Annotated in this window: 16 protein-coding genes and 1 other RNA gene; 7 read left to right on the forward strand and 10 right to left on the reverse strand. The window is 68.3% G+C overall.

Annotated elements, in window-relative coordinates:
* Positions 1-87: 87 nt before the first annotated feature.
* The gene (locus tag BLT28_RS23335) at positions 88-1,614 is read right to left on the reverse strand and encodes a glycosyltransferase family 39 protein (RefSeq protein WP_081900054.1); all 1,527 of its coding nucleotides are present in this window, start codon (positions 1,612-1,614) and stop codon (positions 88-90) included.
* 189 nt (positions 1,615-1,803) lie between these two features.
* Here BLT28_RS23335 and BLT28_RS23340 point away from each other — a divergent pair, with 189 nt between their 5' ends.
* Positions 1,804-3,045 (forward strand): sensor histidine kinase, encoded by a 1,242-nt coding sequence (locus BLT28_RS23340; RefSeq protein ID WP_030427783.1) that lies wholly within the window; start codon positions 1,804-1,806, stop codon positions 3,043-3,045.
* A gap of 1 nt (position 3,046) precedes the next feature.
* On the forward strand, positions 3,047-3,697 hold the full coding sequence (locus BLT28_RS23345; protein ID WP_030427782.1) for a response regulator: 651 nt from the start codon (positions 3,047-3,049) through the stop codon (positions 3,695-3,697).
* Between the two features lie 6 nt (positions 3,698-3,703).
* Here BLT28_RS23345 and BLT28_RS23350 read toward each other — a convergent pair whose 3' ends face one another.
* From BLT28_RS23350 to BLT28_RS23360, 3 genes are all read right to left on the reverse strand, one after another.
* A complete protein-coding gene (locus BLT28_RS23350; protein WP_030427781.1) occupies positions 3,704-3,898 on the reverse strand; it encodes a DUF1918 domain-containing protein in 195 nt (64 codons plus the stop codon).
* A gap of 275 nt (positions 3,899-4,173) precedes the next feature.
* Positions 4,174-4,547, reverse strand: a transfer-messenger RNA (tmRNA) gene (gene ssrA, locus BLT28_RS23355).
* Between the two features lie 122 nt (positions 4,548-4,669).
* The gene (locus BLT28_RS23360) at positions 4,670-5,035 is read right to left on the reverse strand and encodes a hypothetical protein (protein WP_030427780.1); all 366 of its coding nucleotides are present in this window, start codon (positions 5,033-5,035) and stop codon (positions 4,670-4,672) included.
* 189 nt (positions 5,036-5,224) lie between these two features.
* Between BLT28_RS23360 and BLT28_RS23365 the strand changes: the two genes are divergently transcribed.
* Positions 5,225-7,009 (forward strand): AfsR/SARP family transcriptional regulator, encoded by a 1,785-nt coding sequence (locus BLT28_RS23365; RefSeq protein WP_162184797.1) that lies wholly within the window; start codon positions 5,225-5,227, stop codon positions 7,007-7,009.
* Here the strand turns inward: BLT28_RS23365 and BLT28_RS23370 are convergent.
* From BLT28_RS23370 to BLT28_RS23395, 6 genes are all read right to left on the reverse strand, one after another.
* On the reverse strand, positions 7,006-7,896 hold the full coding sequence (locus BLT28_RS23370; protein WP_030427778.1) for an amidohydrolase family protein: 891 nt from the start codon (positions 7,894-7,896) through the stop codon (positions 7,006-7,008). The two genes, BLT28_RS23365 and BLT28_RS23370, sit on opposite strands and share 4 nt — an antisense overlap.
* Positions 7,896-8,375, reverse strand: a complete 480-nt coding sequence (gene smpB / locus BLT28_RS23375) for an SsrA-binding protein SmpB (RefSeq protein WP_030427777.1) — start codon at positions 8,373-8,375, stop codon at positions 7,896-7,898. The genes BLT28_RS23370 and smpB overlap by 1 nt, the downstream gene beginning before the upstream one ends.
* A gap of 31 nt (positions 8,376-8,406) precedes the next feature.
* On the reverse strand, positions 8,407-9,309 hold the full coding sequence (gene ftsX / locus BLT28_RS23380; RefSeq protein ID WP_030427776.1) for a permease-like cell division protein FtsX: 903 nt from the start codon (positions 9,307-9,309) through the stop codon (positions 8,407-8,409).
* A 58-nt stretch (positions 9,310-9,367) separates the two neighbouring features.
* Positions 9,368-10,057 (reverse strand): cell division ATP-binding protein FtsE, encoded by a 690-nt coding sequence (gene ftsE, locus BLT28_RS23385; protein WP_030427775.1) that lies wholly within the window; start codon positions 10,055-10,057, stop codon positions 9,368-9,370.
* A gap of 161 nt (positions 10,058-10,218) precedes the next feature.
* Positions 10,219-11,331 (reverse strand): peptide chain release factor 2, encoded by a 1,113-nt coding sequence (gene prfB, locus BLT28_RS23390; protein WP_030427774.1) that lies wholly within the window; start codon positions 11,329-11,331, stop codon positions 10,219-10,221.
* Between the two features lie 111 nt (positions 11,332-11,442).
* Positions 11,443-11,943, reverse strand: a complete 501-nt coding sequence (locus BLT28_RS23395; RefSeq protein ID WP_030427773.1) for a helix-turn-helix transcriptional regulator — start codon at positions 11,941-11,943, stop codon at positions 11,443-11,445.
* Between the two features lie 475 nt (positions 11,944-12,418).
* Between BLT28_RS23395 and BLT28_RS23400 the strand changes: the two genes are divergently transcribed.
* The 4 genes from BLT28_RS23400 to BLT28_RS23415 all read left to right on the forward strand — a co-directional run bounded on the left by BLT28_RS23400 (position 12,419) and on the right by BLT28_RS23415 (position 18,391).
* Positions 12,419-13,396 carry an ABC transporter permease gene (locus BLT28_RS23400; RefSeq protein WP_030427772.1) on the forward strand — a complete coding sequence of 326 codons (978 nt, stop codon included), beginning with the start codon at positions 12,419-12,421 and terminating at the stop codon, positions 13,394-13,396.
* Positions 13,397-13,411: 15 nt separating this feature from the next.
* A complete protein-coding gene (locus tag BLT28_RS23405) occupies positions 13,412-14,452 on the forward strand; it encodes an ABC transporter permease (RefSeq protein WP_052406931.1) in 1,041 nt (346 codons plus the stop codon).
* Positions 14,449-16,575, forward strand: a complete 2,127-nt coding sequence (locus tag BLT28_RS23410; RefSeq protein ID WP_030427770.1) for a dipeptide ABC transporter ATP-binding protein — start codon at positions 14,449-14,451, stop codon at positions 16,573-16,575. Before BLT28_RS23405 ends, BLT28_RS23410 begins: the two co-directional genes overlap by 4 nt.
* A gap of 136 nt (positions 16,576-16,711) precedes the next feature.
* Positions 16,712-18,391, forward strand: a complete 1,680-nt coding sequence (locus BLT28_RS23415; protein ID WP_030427769.1) for an ABC transporter family substrate-binding protein — start codon at positions 16,712-16,714, stop codon at positions 18,389-18,391.
* Positions 18,392-18,454: the final 63 nt, after the last annotated feature.

An 18,454-nucleotide genomic window follows, 5' to 3' on the forward strand; every position in this document is an offset into this window, starting at 1 on the left:
TCATGCGATCACGGGTCCGCAACGTCACCCGAGCGGATGGTACCGGCGAGCTCTCCCCGGGGTTGATGCCGGGGAGAGCCAGCCACTTCAGCTCATCCTGCGCTGTCCCGGCCACACCTCGGCCCACCGGCCGGCGAAGCCCTCGCAGGTCCAGATCGACGTCCCGTCGACGATCCCGAGGCGGCTCGAGACGGTCCCACTTTGAGTGCACGATGCAAAGTGAAAACGCAATGCACCCGGATCGCCGCCGGAATACACGATGTTCTTCACGTTCTCCGCCGGTACGCCCAAGTAGGAGAAACCGCGGTGCGGGCTGTACGAAGCGGGCAATCCCCGTTCCGGCCCGTAGTAGGCGAGCGCGCTCGCCAGCCAGTACGAGCCGCTCACGAGAGCGGTGTCGCGCTGCTTCTCCGGCGGCAGGACGCGATAGGCCTTCGCGACCGCGTCGGACAGCTCCGTCCAGCCGAACTGGCCACTGTCGGTGAAGTTCTCGAACTTCACCCCGATGTTGGGGTACTCCAGCTCCGACTCCGCTTTCCACGGGAGGGACTGCGCGGCGAGCAAGGCCGACAGCGCGAACGCGGGCCAGGCGACCCACGGCAGCCACCTGCCGGTGCGGCGCCGCTGGAACTCCACCGCGGCCACCGCGAACAGCAACGGGAACAAACCGCTGGCGTAGTAGATGCGCCCGCCGGTCAGCGCAAACACGGCGAACACCCCGACGACGGTCAGCCCGAGAAACCGGTACTCCCGCAGGTCCGGGGAACGGAACAGCCGCCAGAGGCCGTAGAAGACGAACACCGTGCCCACGCCGACCCCGGCAGTCAGCAACGCCATCGGCAGGAACAACCACGGCCCGCCGTACAGGCTGGTCTCACCGGCGACGACCGCCCGCATCTCCAACTGGGGCCAGCCGTTGGCGGCCTGCCACAGCAGCGTCGGCACCGTGATCAGCACGGCGAGCAGCGCACCCACCCAGAGCATGGGACGCCGGAGCAGATCGCGCGGCCCGAGCACGAGAACGCTGACGCCGAGCACCGCCCACAACGTGGGGATCAGGAACTTCGCCTGCATCGCGACCGCGGTGGCCAAGCCGGACCACACGAGCAGCTTGTCCTCGCGCGTGCGCACCCAGCGGACGATCAGCAGCAGCACGACGCCCCACAGCACCGGGTCCACAGTGGACGTCGCGAGCAGTCTGCCGATCATGATCCCGGAGAACGCGTAGGCGCCCGCCGTGGCCACCTGCGCGCCGCGTCCGCCGCCGAGTTCCCGCGCGAGCAGCGCCGCGACGAGCGCTCCGGCCGTGGTGATCAGCGTCGCCGGCAGCCGCAGCCCCGCAACGGAACCCGGGAACAGGCTGTCCATCAACAGCGCCAGCAACGGAAGCAGCGGCGGCTGGTCGGCATAGCCCCAGTCCAGCTCCCGCCCCGCGGCGATGAAGTACAGCTCGTCGCCGAAGAACCCGTAGCGACCGCTGAACAGGAACAGCACCAAGCCGAGCGCAGCCGTGACCGCGAGCACCGGCCCCCAGGCGAGGGAGGGGACACCTGCTCCCTCCCTCGCCTGCGCCCCCTCGGTCGCGCTCGCCCGTCTCACCGTTGCCCTGGTCATGTCCTCCCCCTTCGAACAGTTCGCACCATTCGACCCGGGCGGAGACGGACGCGACAGCGCGCAAGGTGGGCACTCCGGCGCACCAAAGTCTCGAAGGGCGGGGGCAGGACCTACTTTCGTAGGTTCCCGGCGCCGTCAAAGGATTCAGCACCGGGCTGGACCGTCACCGGCACCAGTACCGTCGTCGGCGTGAAGCGTCCACTGTGGTCGAACTGGCGTGAGTTCGCGTTCGACGTCGCGCCCTTGGCCACCGTGGTGACCGTGATCGGCACAGTCGTCTTCCTCGCGGGGATCCCGCTGAGCATGGTCCTCTGGTACTCCGTTGCCCTGGACGTGCTCGTGTGCGTGGCGTTGTTGCTTTTCCGCCGCACGCACCCGCAGCTCTGCCTCGCCGTGACCACGGGTACCGCACTGGTCATGCTCGGCTGCGAACTGCTGTGGCCCGGAGTCATGGTGTCCCCGCACGACCCCACTCGGCCGTGGTTGTCGCTGGGCACACCGTTCGCGATCTACTCGGCGATGAAGTACTCGGACCGGAAGTGGCCGTCCTGGGTGATGACCGTGGTCATGCTCGTCATCGCGTGGCGGCCGTGGCAGTTCATCCCGATGGAGTCGCCGTACTTCGACGTGCGCCCGTCCGCCGTGCTGTACACGATCCTGCCCGCGGTGATCGGCCTCTACAACGGCGCACGGCGACGGTTGATCCAGGCACTGACCGAGCGGGCCGAACGCGCGGAGCGGGAGCAGGACCTGCTCGCCGAACAGGCCCGCGCGGACGAGCGGGTGAAGCTGGCGACGGAGATGCACGACGTAGTCACCCACCGGCTCAGCCTGATGGTGCTGCAGGCGGGCGCGCTGCGGATCACCGCGACCGACGAGGCCACGCGGACCGCGGCCGAGGAGCTGCGGGCCGCGGGCTGCCAAGCGCTTGAGGAGCTGCGGGACCTCGTCGGTGTGCTGCGCTCCGGGCCGAGGACCGACGAGGTGATCCCGGAGGACGGCACCAACTCGGCGACGCTCGACCTGACGGCGCTGATCGAGGAGTCCAGGTCGGTGGGGGTGCAGACGGAGCTGATCGAGGACGGCAACCCGCTGCTCGCTTCGCCCGTCGTCGGCCGGACCGCGTACCGGGTCGTGCAGGAGGCGCTGACCAACGCGCGCAAGCACGCACCGGGCGCGTGGGTGCGGGTGTACGTGCGCTACAGCGGTGACCGGCTGCGGTTGGTCATCCGGAACTCGGCCGCCAGGTCTCCGCTCGACCCGAGCCTGATCGGCAGCGGTTCCGGGTCCGGCCTGCTCGGGTTGAAGCAGCGGGTGGAACTGGTGCACGGCAGGCTGCGCGCGGGTCCGACGGACAGTGGGGGCTTCGAGGTCGATGCGATACTTCCCGCCTACGTCCCGACTGCCGGGGGCCAGCACGATGAACCGTGACGTGATCAAAGTCCTGGTCGTGGACGACGAGCCCATGGTGTGCGCGCACCTGCGCACCATCCTGGGCTCGGCCGAGGACATCGACGTCGTCGACCAGGCGCACGACGGCGCCGCCGCGGTGGAGTCCGTCGTACGGCACCGGCCCGACGTCGTGCTGATGGACCTGCGCATGCCGGGCGTCGACGGGCTGAGCGCGATCGAGCGCATCAACCGGATGCCCGCGCCGCCCACCGTGGTCGCGCTGACCACCTTCGACGCCGACCAGTACGTGATCAGGGCGCTGCGCGCGGGAGCGTCGGGCTTCCTGGTGAAGTCGACGCCGCCGGAGGACCTGATCGGCCTGGTCCGGGTGGCCGCCGACGGTCACATGGTGCTCTCCCCCGCCGCGGCGAAGCGCCTGGTGGCGGCCTCCTCGGACGAGCAGGCTGCCCGCGACAGGGCGCTCGCCCTGGTGAAGGAGCTGACCGAGCGGGAGTCGGAGGTGCTGACCTGCCTCGGGGAGGGGCTGTCGAACGCGAACATCGCGTCGCGGCTGCACCTGAGCGAGGCGACGGTGAAGGGCTACGTCTCCCGGCTGCTGGTCAAGCTCGGGTGCGCGAACCGGACCCAGGCGGGGCTGCTGGCCTACGACGCCGGCCTGGTCACCCGATGATCACCGTCAGTCCTCCGGTTCCCGCGGTTCGATCAGGCAGTCCGGCCCCGGGTAGACGAGGCTCTCGTGCCCGTCCCCGAAGCGGACCTTGTACGGCGGTGCCCCGTCCGGCCCCCTGACCTCCAGGATGTCCCCCGCCCGCTCGCCGACCCCGACGCTGCGGGAGTGGATCCGTATCCGATCCCCCACTGAGGCGTGCATCGCCAACTCCTTCCACAGGTGACCCATGTCACACCCCCAGTGTCCCGTCCCCCCACCCCACCCACAACCCACAGAGGTCCGGACAACCTTCGCGAAGCCGGGACCGGAGACGCCCCAGAACGCAACCACTCCAAGCTGGTCCCCCGACCACGCAACCACGCCGATTCGCAAGAAGCCCGCACCGCAGGGGGGCACGGGGGGAGTCGCTCCCCCCGACAGATACGCGGACAAACGGGAAGCGGCCCCCCAGCGAAGCTGAGGGGCCGCGAACAGCACAGTGGAGGTGCCGGGAATCGAACCCGGGTCCTCTGCCGGTTCATCAGGACTTCTCCGTGCGCAGTCCGCTGTGCCTCTACTCGACCCCACCGGTCTCGCGGACAAGTCCGGTGTGACGGGCCCAGCCGCTGTGGGTTGTCCCGTCGCGATCCGCGGCCGACCGCGACGGTGAGTCTCCTAGCTGATGCCGGGAGCCGGGGCGGAGACGCCCCCGGGCCGACAGAGTTGCCCTGCTACTTAGGCAGCGAGGGCGAACTCGCGCTGGCTACTAGCCTTGGCGCTTATTAGGTTGCGATGACGCTTGAGGTGGTCTCTCGCCTGCACCTGCACGCTTCCCCTGAATCAACGTCCAGAGTCGAAACCGTTCACCCCCTGGCTTGGTGGGAACTCACCCAGTTTAACGCCCCACGCCAGCGGGTTGTTCCTCGGATGGGTCCGGCCCCGGACCGTGGTGAGTGCGCGCACCGCGGGCCGGGGCCGGGGGTTACCGCCGGTTCAGCACTTCACGTACTTGGCGCTGGCCGACGGCTTGGTGGTGAGCTTGACCTGCAGGCAGCGGCCGGCGGGCGGGTTGTTGACGAAGTAGTTGGCGACGAACGCGCCGAAGACCGGGCACGCGACCTTGAGCAGGCCGGGCACGACCTTCATGCACGCGCCGCTGCCCGCGAGGGCACCGCCGGTGATCACCGCGGAGTACAGGCCCTGAGTGGTGTCCTTGCTGAACTTGTGCGACCACTCCGCCATCGTGGAGACATCGCCGGAAGCGGTGAGGGTGGGAGCGGCACCGGCGGCCCCAGCCGCCGTGCCGAAGACCGCCAGGGTGAGCGCCAGCACCGCGGCAGCACGCTTGAAGAACGTCATAGACCCCATGTTCAGGCTCCTCCAGTTGTGACGTTCAGCTCGTGTGAGCTAACACGAAAGAGCTTGCGTTCACCCGGTTTAGTCCGGGTATGGATCCGATATAACGCCCTGCTTGCAAGGTGTTCACAACCGGGTTAACTTGATGGTGAAGCATTAACTCGTCCGCAGCACAACTGAATGGTGCAAGTGATGGACTTCCGGGTGCTGGGGGCACTGGAGATCATCGGTCCGCGGGGGCGGGTCGAGCTTGGTGCACCCAAACAACGCGCGCTCACCGCGGCCCTGCTCTGCCGCGCTGGCCAGGCGTTCTCCACCGACGCGCTGATCGGGGCGCTGTGGGGGGACAACCCGCCGCGCTCCGCGCGGAAAAATATTCAGGTTTATGTCTACCAAGTCCGCAAGGCGTTTGCGGCCGCCGGAGCACCGGACCGTCTGCACCTCGAACACGCCGGATACCGCCTCGTGGTCAATCCCGGCGAGCTCGACATCGACCGATTCAATGAGCTTTTCGCCCGGGGCCGAACGGAATTGACAAGCGGCGAGGCCGAACGGGCAGCACGGACGCTCCGCGATTCAATGTCCTTGTGGCGGGGTGAGCCATTCGCCGATCTCCCCGATGTCGAATTCTTGAACCGGCAGGCCGACGCGTGGCGCGAACGGCGGCTGGCCGCGGTTGAGGCCAGGATCGAGGCCGACCTGCGCGCGGGCAGGCACGCCGACGTGGTCGACGAGCTGTTCTGCCTGGTCCGCGCACACCCCCTGCACGAGCAGTTCCGCGCGCAGCTGATGACCGCGCTGTTGCTCGGTGAACGCAAGACCGAGGCGCTCGCGGTCTACGACCACGGCAGGCAGCTGCTCGCTTCCGAACTCGGCATCGCCCCCGGCGCGAACCTGACGCGGGCGCACCAGGCGGTGCTCTCCGGCAAGGCGCCCGGCTTCCCCACCGATCCGGGAGCCCGGCCCCGGCGCACGGTCCCGAAGAAGATCGTGCCGCGTCAGCTGCCGCGCGGCCTGTCCGACTTCGTCGGGCGCCAGGCCCAGCTGACCGCCCTCGGCAACGGGCTGGCCAGGGCGGCCTCCGGCGGCTGGCCGCTGCTGGTGCTCACCGGGGCGGCCGGGGTCGGCAAGAGCGCGCTCGCGATCAAGGCGGCGCACCTGGCCGCGCCGAGCTTCCCCGACGGTCAGCTCTACATCGACCTGGCCGAGCACAACGGCGGGGAGGCGCTGGGCCAGATCCTCAGGGCGCTCGGCTGCGCACCGGCGGAGCTGCCCGCCGATCCGTGCGAGCGGCAGGCGCTCTACCGCACGCTCGTGGCCGACCGATCCGTGCTCGTCGTGCTGGACAATGCTGCGAACGAGTCACAGGTTCGTTCACTGCTTCCGGGTTCGCCCAGGTCAGCAGCGATCGTGACGGCGCGCAGCAGGCTGCTCGGGCTGGACTCGGCCGAGCTGGTCGAGCTCGGCGGGTTCCGGTCGGGGGAAAGCGCACAGGTGCTGCTCGGGCGCACGGAAGCGGTGGCGGAGGACGCCCAGTACGCCGAGTTCATCGCCGACACCTGCGACCACCTCCCGGTCGCCGTCCGGATCGCCGCCGTGCGCGCGAGCGGGCGGTCGCTCCAGGAGACCGCGCGACGCCTGATCTCGGCGTGCAACCCGCTGGACGAGCTGGTCGCCGGGGACGAGTCGGTGCGCGCCCGGCTCACCTCGTGCTACGCGGAGCTGGACCTGATCGGCAAGACGGCGCTGCGCCGCCTCGGCACTCTCGGCTCGGCCGAGTTCACGGTGGCCGCGCTGGCTTCCCTGCTCGGCACGTCGACCGGGCACGCCGAGCGCAGCCTGGACCAGCTGCTGGACCGGCACCTCGTCAGCCGGATCGACGACGCCGGGGGCACCCACCGGTTCGCGCTGTCCCGGCTGACCCACCACTTCGCGATGGAGCTGGCCAGGGATCCCGCGCTGCCAAGGGTTTCCTAGAGGCCCAGCAGTCGCGCGGGCGTGTCGTGCAGGACCGCGCGGAGGAAGTCGGCACCGAGCCGGTCGTCGGCTTCGGCCCAGTCCGCGATGGCGCGCAGCTGTTCCGCGTACGCGTAGGGGATGTTCGGGAAGTCCGTGCCCAGCGCGACCCGGCCGGGCAGATCGGCCAGGCGGGCCGCCCAGTCCTGCGGCAACGGGCAGAGCGCCGTGGTGAAGTCGACGCCGACCATCGTGGTGTCCAGGTGCACGCCGGGCCACTGCTCCACCAGCCGCAGCGCGTGGTCGAACTCCGGCATGCCCGCGTGGGCGATGACCGCGACGAGCCGCGGGTGTTCGCGCAGCACCGCCTCGAACACGTCCAGCCCCGTGTGCGTGCCCGGCAGCGGTCCGTGTCCACAGTGGACGACGACGGGCAGCCCGGCGTCGGCGAGCTGTCCCCAGACCGGTCGCAGCAGCGGATCACGCGGATCGAAGTCGCCCACCTGCACGTGCGACTTGAAGCAGCGCGCACCCGACTCGATGGCTTTGCGGACATAGGAATCCGCCTCCGGCTCGGGGTAGAACGTCGCCGTGGCAACGGCTTCCGGCACCCCGGCGGCGAACTCGGCTGCCCACTCGTTGAGCCACGCGGCCATCCCCGGCTTGTGCGGGTAGACCAGCGGCGCGAAGGCGCGGACGCCCAGCGAGCGCAGCACCTCGACGCGCTCCGGCTCGCTCGTGCGGTAGTGGATCGACCAGTCGACGCCGTAGTGCTGGCTGGCGTGGTCGAAGTACGCCCAGACCTTGGCCAGCACGCGCTCAGGCAGGAAGTGCACGTGCAGATCGACCAGGCCGGGCAGACCGAGGTCGCGCACCCAGGCGGCGACCTCGGCGTCCGAGCCCGGCATCAGTCGCGGTATCCCTTGCGGGCGCGGCCGATCGCCTTCGCCATCTCGCGGTCGGCGGTCTTCTTGGCCAGGATGTGCCGCTTGTCGTGCGCCTTGTTGCCGCGCGCGAGGGCGAGCTCGACCTTGACCTTGCCGTCCTTGAAGTACATCGACATCGGCACCAGGGAGAGGCCGCTCTCCTTGGTCTTGCCGATCAGCCGCTCGATCTCGGCCCGGTGCAGCAGCAGCTTGCGCTTGCGCCGCGGCTCGTGGTTGGTCCACGTGCCCCAGTGGTACTCGGCGATGTGGACGTTGCGCAGCCACACCTCGCCGTCGTCGACGGAGGCGTAGGCGTCGACCAGCGAGGCCTTGCCCGCGCGCAGGCTCTTGACCTCGGTCCCCACCAGGGCGATTCCGGCCTCGTAGGTGTCGAGGACGGTGTAGTTGTGCCGCGCCCTGCGGTTCTGCGCGATCACCTTCTCGCCGCGTTCCTTGGCCATGGCAACAATGTTACGTGGCCGGTGGAAGCGATTACAGGCGCACGTACAGGCGCAGCGTGACGTAGCCGGTGATCGCCGAGATGATCGCGCCGATCGGGAACAGCAGCAGCGAGACCTGGAAGACGTCGGCGTAGCCGAGCGGCGCGATGATGTTGGCCTCGATCGGCGCCTTGAGCACGTCGTCGATGAACGTGCCCTTGGCGAAGAACAGGCCGGTCAGCGCCAGGATCGCACCGGTGAGACCGGCGACCACCGCCTCGATGAGGAACGGCAGCTGGGTGTACCACCGGGTCGCGCCGACCAGCCGCATGATCCCCACCTCGGTCCGCCTGGTGAACGCGGAGACCTGGATGGTGTTGGAGATCAGCAGCAGTGCGGCCAGCGCCTGGACCAGCGCGACGGCGAAGGTGGCGTTGCGGAAGCTGCCGAAGAACTCGAAGAGCTGGTTCAGCAGGACGTCCTGGTCCACGACCCGGAGCACGCCGACCTTGCCGGTGTACTCCTTGGAGATCGCGTCGAAGCGCTGCGGGTCCTTGAGCTTGACCCGGAACGAGGCCGGCAGCGACTCCGGGCGGGTCAGCTTCACCAGCTCCGGCTGCGCCGCGAAGATCTCCTTGAACCGCGCGTAGGCCTCCTCGCGGTTCTGGAAGACGACGTCCTCGACGATCGCGTTGTTGTCCAGCGACTGCCGCAGCCCGGAACAGATCTGCTGCTGGCAGGTCAGGTCGGAGGCGCTGACGTCGTTGGTGAGGAAGACCGAGACCTCGACCTTGTCGTAGTACAGCTTCTCGGTGTTGTCGATCAGCCGCACGATGAGCAGACCACCGCCGAGCAGGCCGAGCGAGATCGCGGTCGTGAGGATCATCGCGATGGTCATCGTGATGTTCCGGCGTAGACCGGTGATGACCTCGCTGAACACGAAACTGGCGCGCATCGGGAGTGGTGCTCCTAGTGGTGGCTGGCGTGGGGAGGGCTGGCGGGGGCCGGGCCGGTCAGCGGCCGACCCCGTACACGCCCCTGGCGTCGTCGCGGACGACCTTGCCGAGGTGCAGCTCGACGACCCGCCTGCGCATCGCGTCGACGATGGAGTGGTCGTGCGTGGCCATCAGCACGGTCGTGCCGGTGCGGTTGATCCGCTCCAGCAGCAGCATGATGTCCTGGCTGGTGTCGGGGTCCAGGTTTCCCGTCGGCTCGTCGGCCAGCAGCAGCAGAGGCCGGTTGACGAAGGCGCGCGCGATGGCGACGCGCTGCTGTTCACCACCGGAGAGCTCGTGCGGCATCCGGTCCGCCTTGCCCTCGAGGCCGACCAGCTCCAGCACCTCGGGCACCACCTTCTTGATGGTGTGCCTCGGCTTGCCGATCACCTCCAGCGCGAAGGCGACGTTCTCGGCGACCGTCTTGTTGGCCAGCAGGCGGAAGTCCTGGAAGACGCAGCCGATGCGCTGGCGCAGCCGCGGCACCCGCCGCCGGGAGAGCCGCCCGACGTTCCAGTCCGCGACGACCAGGGTGCCCTTGGAGGGCACCTCCTCGCGCAGCAGCAGCCGCAGGAACGTGGACTTGCCGGAGCCTGACGGTCCGATGAGGAACACGAACTCGCCCTTGTCCACGTTCACCGAGACATCGTCGAGCGCGGGTCGGGTCGAGGTCTTGTAGACCTTGGACACGTGTTCGAGCCGGATCACGAGGCGCGAGTTTACCCACCGGCTGTGTGACGGGTGTTTCCCGCAAGCCGACGAACGGGTAGTCGGCGTGTCGCAGCTGGTGACGCCGCGTTTGAGGCCGCGCGGCCGCGTCCCCCGGCAGAGGGGACGAGGCCGCGCGGGTGTGCGCTTGCGCGCGGGGGTCAGGACGCCTCGGCGGCGGACTGGCGGCGCCAGCGGATGCCGGCCTCCAGGAAGTCGTCGATCTCGCCGTCGAGCACGTTGCCGGGGTTGCCGACCTCGTGCTCGGTGCGCAGGTCCTTGACCATCTGGTACGGGTGCAGCACGTAGGAGCGCATCTGGTTGCCCCAGCTGGAGCCGCTGTCGCCCTTGAGCGCGTCCATCTTGGCCCGCTCCTCCTGGCGCTTGCGCTCCAGCAGCTTCGCCTGCAGCACGCCCATGGCGGTGGCCTTGTTCTGCAGCTGCGAGCGCTCGTTCTGGCAGGACACCACGATGCCGGTGGGGATGTGGGTGATCCGGACCGCGGAGTCGGTGGTGTTCACGCCCTGGCCGCCGGGACCGGAGGAGCGGTAGACGTCGACCCGGAGGTCCTTCTCGTCGATCTCCACGTGGTCGGACTGCTCGACGACGGGCACGACCTCCACGCCGGCGAAGGAGGTCTGCCGACGGCCCTGGTTGTCGAAGGGCGAGATCCGCACCAGGCGGTGGGTGCCCTGCTCGACCGAGAGGGTGCCGTAGGCGAAGGGGCTGCGGACGCGGAAGGTCGCGGACTTGATGCCCGCCTCCTCGGCGTAGGAGGTGTCGTAGACGTCGGTCGGGTAGCCGTGCCGCTCGGCCCAGCGCAGGTACATCCGCATCAGCATCTCGGCGAAGTCGGCGGCGTCGACGCCGCCGGCCTCGGCGCGCACGGTCACCAGCGCCTCGCGCTCGTCGTACTCGCCGGAGAGCAGGGTGCGGACCTCCAGCGAGGAGATCTGCTCGCGGAGCTTGGCCCGCTCGGCGTCGGCCTCCTCGACGGAGGAGTCGTCGCCCTCCTCCTCGGCCAGCTCGTAGAGGACCTCCAGGTCCTCGATGCGCTGGCGCAGTTCGGTGACCTTGCGCAGGTCGGACTGCTTGTAGGCGAGCTGACTGGTGACCTGCTGGGCTCGTTCCTGGTCGTCCCAGAGGTCCGGCAGGCCGGCCTGTTCCTCGAGTTCGGCCACGTCCGCGCGCAGCTTCTCGAGGTCCATCACCGCCTCGACGCCTGCGAGCGTTGCGGAGAGGTCCTTGAGGTCTGCAGCGACATCCGGGTTCACGTCGGGAAATCGTACTGACTTCGCCGGGGCCGCGTGCGCCGGTGTGCGACTGGCGCAAGGAGAAGGGGCCGCCCGCGTCGCGGACGGCCCCGTCGCGTTCCTGTCACAAGATCAGGAAGTGGGAACCGCGTCGAGGAGTTTGAGCACGGCCTTGGTGTGGGCCACCGCGAAGTCCGCCGCCGCCTTGGCGAACGGGTCGTCCGCGGACTTGGCCTGCGTCTTCAGCTCGTCCAGCTTGGCGGTGTACGCCTGTTTCGCCGAGTCGACCATGGCCACCCGCTGCTTGCCGCCGAGCGATCCGGCGTGCACCAGCCGCAGGATCAGCGGGCTGCGCAGGTGGTCGGGACCGGGCTCGGTGGACAGCCACGTCTTGAACGCCTTCTTGCCCGCGGGCGTGATGACGTACTGCTGGCTGGAGCGCGGGCCCTGCTTGCCGAGCTTGAGCAGCCCGGCCGCGGCGAGCGCGGGGAGTTCGCGGTACACCTGGCTGCGCGTGACGCTGAAGAACGCACCGAAGCGCTCCCCAGCGGACGCGACCAGCTGGCCGCCCGTCTTCGGACCGTCGTGCAGCAGGCCGAGCAGGGCCGCCGCAGTTGCGTTCAGTTCAGTCACCTTGTCAACGGTGCCACGGCTTTCCCCCGCTGTCCACAGTGGTCTGCTCATCTGTCCACTGTGGCTTGAAGGGGCCTGCGGACGGCGCTGGGACGAACGTGATCGTTGATCACCCGTTCGGCCCCGGAACGGCCGCGGCACCGGCCACCGCGCGCTGTGATCAAGGCGGCGAACAGGTGGCCCGGGGGCGCATGTGCTACATGATTCACGTTCAGTTATTCACCGTATTGACCGCCCTGACTCGAGTGCGGAGTCGATGAACCATCACGTATCAATAACGGCCCGTCCCGGTTCCGCAGGTCGATCCGGTTCAGGTCACTGAATACGCACGCGTCAGCACGGACAGTCGCCCGAAGCGGCGCTCTGACCACTCTGGACGTGCGCGTTATCGTCACCGCTCGACAAGGGCTCGAAACACTCCCGCGCGGTCAAGGGGGACCGCGGGGAGTGCGTCGTCCGGGAAAGGACATGGCAGGTGATCGGATTCCTGCTGCGCCGGCTGGTGAACTACGTGGTGCTGTGCCTGGTCGCGACATTCCTCGCGTTCAGTCTCGCGTCGCTGACGTTCGACCCCATCACGAAGCTGCGCGAGCTCAACCCACCACCTCCGCCGTCGGCCATCGCCGCGGTGGAGAAGAGTCTGCACCTCGATCAGCCGATTCCCCAGCGATTTTTCACCTGGTTCAGCGGAGTCGTCACCGAGGGGAACTTCGGCGAGACCATCGTCGGCGCGCCGATCACCGAGGAACTCGGCCGCCGTATGGGCATCAGCCTGAGACTGTTCCTGCTCGGCACGCTGGTCGGTGTGATCCTCGGTGTGCTGCTCGGCGTGGTCAGCGCGATCCGGCAGTACAAGTTCAGCGACTACTTCGCGACCCTGTACTCCTTCATAATCCTGTCCACCCCGGTGTTCCTGCTCGGCACGCTGCTCAAGTACGGCGCCCTGCAGCTGAACAACGCGACGGGTGTCACGGTGCTCAAGTTCACCGGTGAGTACACGCCGGGCTTCGAGGGCAGCTGGTGGGCGATGCTGCTGGACCGCCTGCACCACCTGATCCTGCCGACGCTGACCATCGCGCTCGGCCAGATCGCCTTCTACAGCCGCTACCAGCGCAGCGCGATGCTGGACGTGCTCGGCTCGGACTTCCTGCGCACGGCGCAGGCCAAGGGCCTGTCCAGGGGCAAGGCGCTGTTCAAGCACGGGCTGCGCACCGCGCTGATCCCGATGGCGACGCTGTTCGCCTTCGGCTTCGGCCTGCTGATCACCGGCGGTGTGTTCACCGAGCGGCTGTTCACCTGGTACGGCATGGGCGACTGGCTGCTGACCGGGATCAACGAGCAGGACACCAACATCGTCGCGACGGTCACGCTGTTCACCGCCGTGCTGGTGCTGGTCTCCGGCTGGCTGTCCGACGTGCTCTACGCCGCGCTCGATCCGCGCGTCCGGATCTAGGGGAGGAGGAGAACCATGACCGTCAACCTCAACGAGGGCGACTCCACGGGCACCACCGGTGCCGCGACCGGGAGTCCCGTCGACGCGGCGGTGAAGCCGAGCAAGGCCACCGGCCGCGGCGCGCTGATCGTGCGCAGGTTCCTGCGCAACAAGCTCGCCGTCAGCGGGTTGATCGCGATCCTGCTGCTGTACGCCGTCGCGTTCATCTCCCCGCTGTTCTCCCCGTACGACTACAAGTACCAGGACTACAGCGCCTTCCTTCAGCCGCCGAGCCCGAGCCACTGGTTCGGCACGACGCAGATCGGCGAGGACGTCTTCACCCAGACCATGCACGGTCTGCAGAAGTCGCTGACCATCGGTCTGCTGGTGGCGCTGATCTCCACCTTCGTCGCCGCCGTCGTCGGCTCCACCGCCGGCTACTTCGGCAAGTGGTCCGACCGCACGCTGATGTGGATCGTCGACCTGCTGCTGGTGCTGCCGTCGTTCCTGATCATCGCGATCATCAGCCCGTCGCTGCGCGGGGAGAACTGGCTCTGGTTCGTGCTGCTGCTCGCGGCGTTCAACTGGATGATCACCGCGCGGATCGTGCGCGGTATGACGCTGACCCTGCGGGAGCGGGAGTTCGTCAAGGCCGCCAGGTTCATGGGCGAGAAGCCGTGGAAGATCATCAGCAAGCACATCCTGCCGAACATGGCATCGCTGCTGATCATCGACGGCACCATCAACGTCGGCAGCGCGGTGCTCGCCGAGACGGGCCTGAGCTTCTTCGGCCTCGGCGTGCAGCCGCCGGACGTCTCGCTCGGCACGCTGATCCGCGACGGCACGCGCGCGTCGCTGACCTTCCCCTGGCTGTTCGCCTTCTCCGGTGGCCTGCTCGTGCTCGCCGTGCTCGCGGTGAACTTCGTCGGTGACGGTCTGCGCGACGCGCTGGACCCGAGCTCGCAGAAGAGCAGGGCCAAGGAGAAGAAGCGGCGCGACCGCGGGGACGAGGCCCAGGAGCAGCCCGCCGCCGCGGAGCAGGCGCCCGCGGGCAAGCGTGAGGACGACGACCGATGACCACTGCTGAGATCCAGTTCGACGAGAGCACCTCCACGCCCTCCGGCCCACTGCTGGAGGTCTCGGACCTGGACGTGTCGTTCCCCAGCGAGGACGGCAGGGTCCGGGCGGTGCGCGGTCTGAGCTACCAGATCAACCCCGGCGAGGTGCTGGGCATCGTCGGCGAGTCCGGTTCGGGCAAGTCGGTGTCCTCGCTCGCGGTGATGGGCCTGCTGCCGCAGCAGGCGAAGATCACCGGCTCGATCCGATTCCAGGGCGCCGAGCTGCTCGGCCGCTCGGACCGGGAGCTGTCCAGGATCCGCGGCAAGAAGATCGCGATGATCTTCCAGGACCCGCTCTCCGCGCTGACCCCGGTCTACACCGTCGGCGACCAGATCGCGGAGACGATCCTGGTGCACGGCAAGGGAAAGGTCACCAAGCAGGCCGCGGCCAAGCGCGCCGTGGAACTGCTCGACCTGGTGGGCATCCCCAACGCCGCGCAGCGCGCCAAGGCGTTCCCGCACGAGTTCTCCGGCGGTATGCGCCAGCGCGCGATGATCGCCATGGGCATCGCCAACGACCCCGACCTGATCATCGCGGACGAGCCGACGACGGCGCTGGACGTGACGGTGCAGGCGCAGGTCCTCGAGGTGCTCAAGACCGCGCAGGAGGTCACCGGCGCGGGCATCGTGATCATCACCCACGACCTCGGCGTGGTCGCGGGCTTCGCCGACAAGCTGCTGGTGATGTACGCCGGCCGCGCGGTGGAGTCCGGTGTGGTGGAGGAGATCTACTCCGCTCCCCGCATGCCGTACACGCTGGGTCTGCTCGGCTCGATCCCGCGCCTGGACGCCGAGGAGAAGCAGCCGCTGGTGCCCATCGTCGGCCAGCCGCCGTCACTGGTCGCGCTGCCGCCGGGCTGCCCGTTCGGCCCGCGCTGCCCCATGCACGTCGCCGCCTGCGACGAGGCCGAGCCGCCGTTGTCCATTGTGGACAGCGGAGCGCATTCGGCGGAGCCGCACCGCGCCGCGTGCATCCGCAGCTCGGAGATCTCCGCGATCGACGCCGACCCGGCCGAGGTCTTCGGGGCCGAGGTGGTGGAGCCGCCCACGCTGGCGGCGATCCCCCGCGAGCAGCGCGAGGTCGTGCTCTCGGTCGACCAGGTGGTCAAGCAGTTCGCCGTGACCAAGGGCGTGGTGATGCGCCGCAAGGTCGGCACCGTGCACGCGGTGGACGGCATCAGCTTCGACATCCGCGAGGGCGAGACGCTGGGCCTGGTCGGTGAGTCCGGCTGCGGCAAGACCACGACGCTGATGGAGATCCTCGGTCTGGAGAAGCCCACGCAGGGCAGCATCTCGGTGCTGGGCCGCGACGTCGGCAACATCCCGGCCAAGGACAAGAAGGCCATCCGGCGGGACATGCAGGTCGTGTTCCAGGACCCGATGGCCTCGCTGGACCCGAGGATGCCGATCAGCGACATCCTGGCCGAGCCGATGCTGGTGCACGGGTTCGCCAAGGCCGAGATCCAGAAGCGGGTGCCGGAACTGCTCAGCCTGGTCGGACTGCGGGCCGAGCACGCCGCGCGCTACCCGGCGGAGTTCTCCGGCGGTCAGCGGCAGCGCATCGGCATCGCCCGCGCGCTGGCCCTGCAGCCCAAGCTGATCGTGCTGGACGAGCCGGTCTCCGCGCTGGACGTGTCCATCCAGGCCGGCGTGATCAACCTGCTCGACGAGCTGAAGGCCAAGCTGGGCCTGTCCTACCTGTTCGTCGCGCACGACCTGTCGGTGGTGCGGCACATCGCCGACCGGGTCGCGGTCATGTACCTCGGCAAGATCGTCGAGATCGGCGACGTGGACACGGTCTTCGGCAGGCCGGAGCACCCGTACACGCAGGCGCTGCTGTCGGCGATCCCGATCCCCGACCCGATCAAGGAACGGCAGCGCGAGCGCATCATCCTCACCGGTGACCTGCCCAGCCCGGCCAACCCGCCGAGCGGCTGCCGGTTCCGGACGCGCTGCTTCAAGTTCGCCGCGCTGCCGGAGGACAAGCAGCAGGCGTGTCTGGACGAGCACCCTCCGCGACTGCGGCGGGGCGACGACCACGAGGTGGCGTGCCACTACGCCGAGGTCCGCGAGGTCGTGTAACACCCAACTGAACAAGTGCGGATGTGGTGTTATGCGTCCGTGCTGGGCGAGTTGAAAAAGTTCGACGTAGTGTCCACCTGATCGACGACCCGGTGAACGACGCGGGCGACTAGGTAAGCAGTGGAGGACTGGCGAAATGCTAGGGCGACGGCAACCAGCGTTGCTGTTCGCCGCTCTGACGGCCGGAGCACTCGTGCTCTCGGCGTGCGGTGGCGGCGGCAGCAACCCGGCGAACAACCTTCAGGGCAAGGTCAACGCCAACGACATCAACGTGAAGCCCGCGAGCGAGCTGAAGGACGGCGGTGAGTTCCGCTGGCCGGTCAGCGAGCTCTCCACCCAGTTCAACTACGGCCACCTCAACGGCACCCTGGCCGACAGCGCTCGCATCATGGAGGCGTTGATCCCGTCCATGTTCAAGGCGGACGCCCAGGGCGTGCTGTCGGAGAACAAGGACTACGTGGAGTCGGCGAAGCTGACCTCGACCGATCCGCAGATCATCGAGTACAAGCTGAACCCGAAAGCGGTCTGGCAGGACGGCACCCAGCTGTCGTGGAAGGACTTCGACGCGCAGTTCAAGTCGCGCAACGGCTCGAACAAGGCGTTCGTGGTCTCCAGCACCACCGGTTACGAGGACATCGAGAAGGTCGAGAAGGGCGCGACCGACCAGGATGTCAAGGTCACCATGAAGAAGAAGTTCGGTGACTGGCGCACCCTGTTCGCGATGCTCTACCCGGCGTCGACGAACAACGACCCGAAGGTGTTCAACGACGGCTGGAAAGAGAAGCCGATCAACAGCGCGGGTCCGTTCAAGTTCGACTCGATCGACCGCGGCGCCAAGATCCTGACGCTGGTGCCCAACGACAAGTGGTGGGGTGAGAAGCCGAAGCTGGCGAAGATCATCTACCGCCAGATCAGCGTCGACTCGCAGGCCCAGGCCTTCGCCGCCGGTGACATCGACTTCATCGACATCGGCCCGAGCGTGAGCACCTTCCAGCAGGTGGTGCCGGTGCAGGGGGCGGTCGTCCGCAAGGCACTGGCGCCCGACTTCCGGCACATCACCTTCAACGGCGCCAAGGGCTCCATCCTGGAGGACCCGAAGCTGCGCTTGGCGATCCAGAAGGCCATCGACCGGACCACGATCGCCAAGTCGCAGGTCGGCGCGATCATCCCGGACGCCAAGCCGCTGAACAACCACATCTACGTCGAGGGCCTGAAGGACTACAAGGACCAGGCCCAGCTGGTGGCGTTCAACAAGGACCAGGCGGTCAAGGAGCTCGACGAGCTCGGCTGGAAGCTCGAGGGCCCGACCCGCAAGAAGGACGGCAAGGAGCTCGTCATCCGCGACGTGATCCCCACCGCCGTCGAGACCAGCGCCAACGAGGCCAAGCAGGTGCAGCAGATGCTCGCCGCGATCGGCGTCAAGGTGGACATCCAGACCGTGCCGTCCGAGCTGTTCTTCAAGGAGTACGTGAACAAGAGCAACTTCGACATCACGCACTTCGCCTGGATCGGCACGCCGACCCCGGCCAGCTCCAAGGGCTCGATCTACCGCTACGACCCGAACGCGGTGAACCAGAACTACGGTCGCATCGGCAACGAGACGATCAACAAGCTGATGACCGACGCCAACGCCGAGCTGGACGACGCCAAGCGCGCCGAGCTGGCGAACAAGGCGGACGAGGAGATCTGGAAGACCGGCCACTCGCTGCTGCTCTACCAGCGCCCCAACGCCATCGGCATCAAGTCCACCATCGCCAACTTCGGCGCGTTCGGCTTCGCCGACTACGAGTACGAGAAGATCGGCTTCATCAAGTAACTCGGCATTTCGGGAAGGGCCCGCGAGATCTGCTCGCGGGCCCTTTTTCCGCTTCACAGTCAG

Source organism: Allokutzneria albata (assembly GCF_900103775.1).
GTDB lineage: Bacteria > Actinomycetota > Actinomycetes > Mycobacteriales > Pseudonocardiaceae > Allokutzneria > Allokutzneria albata.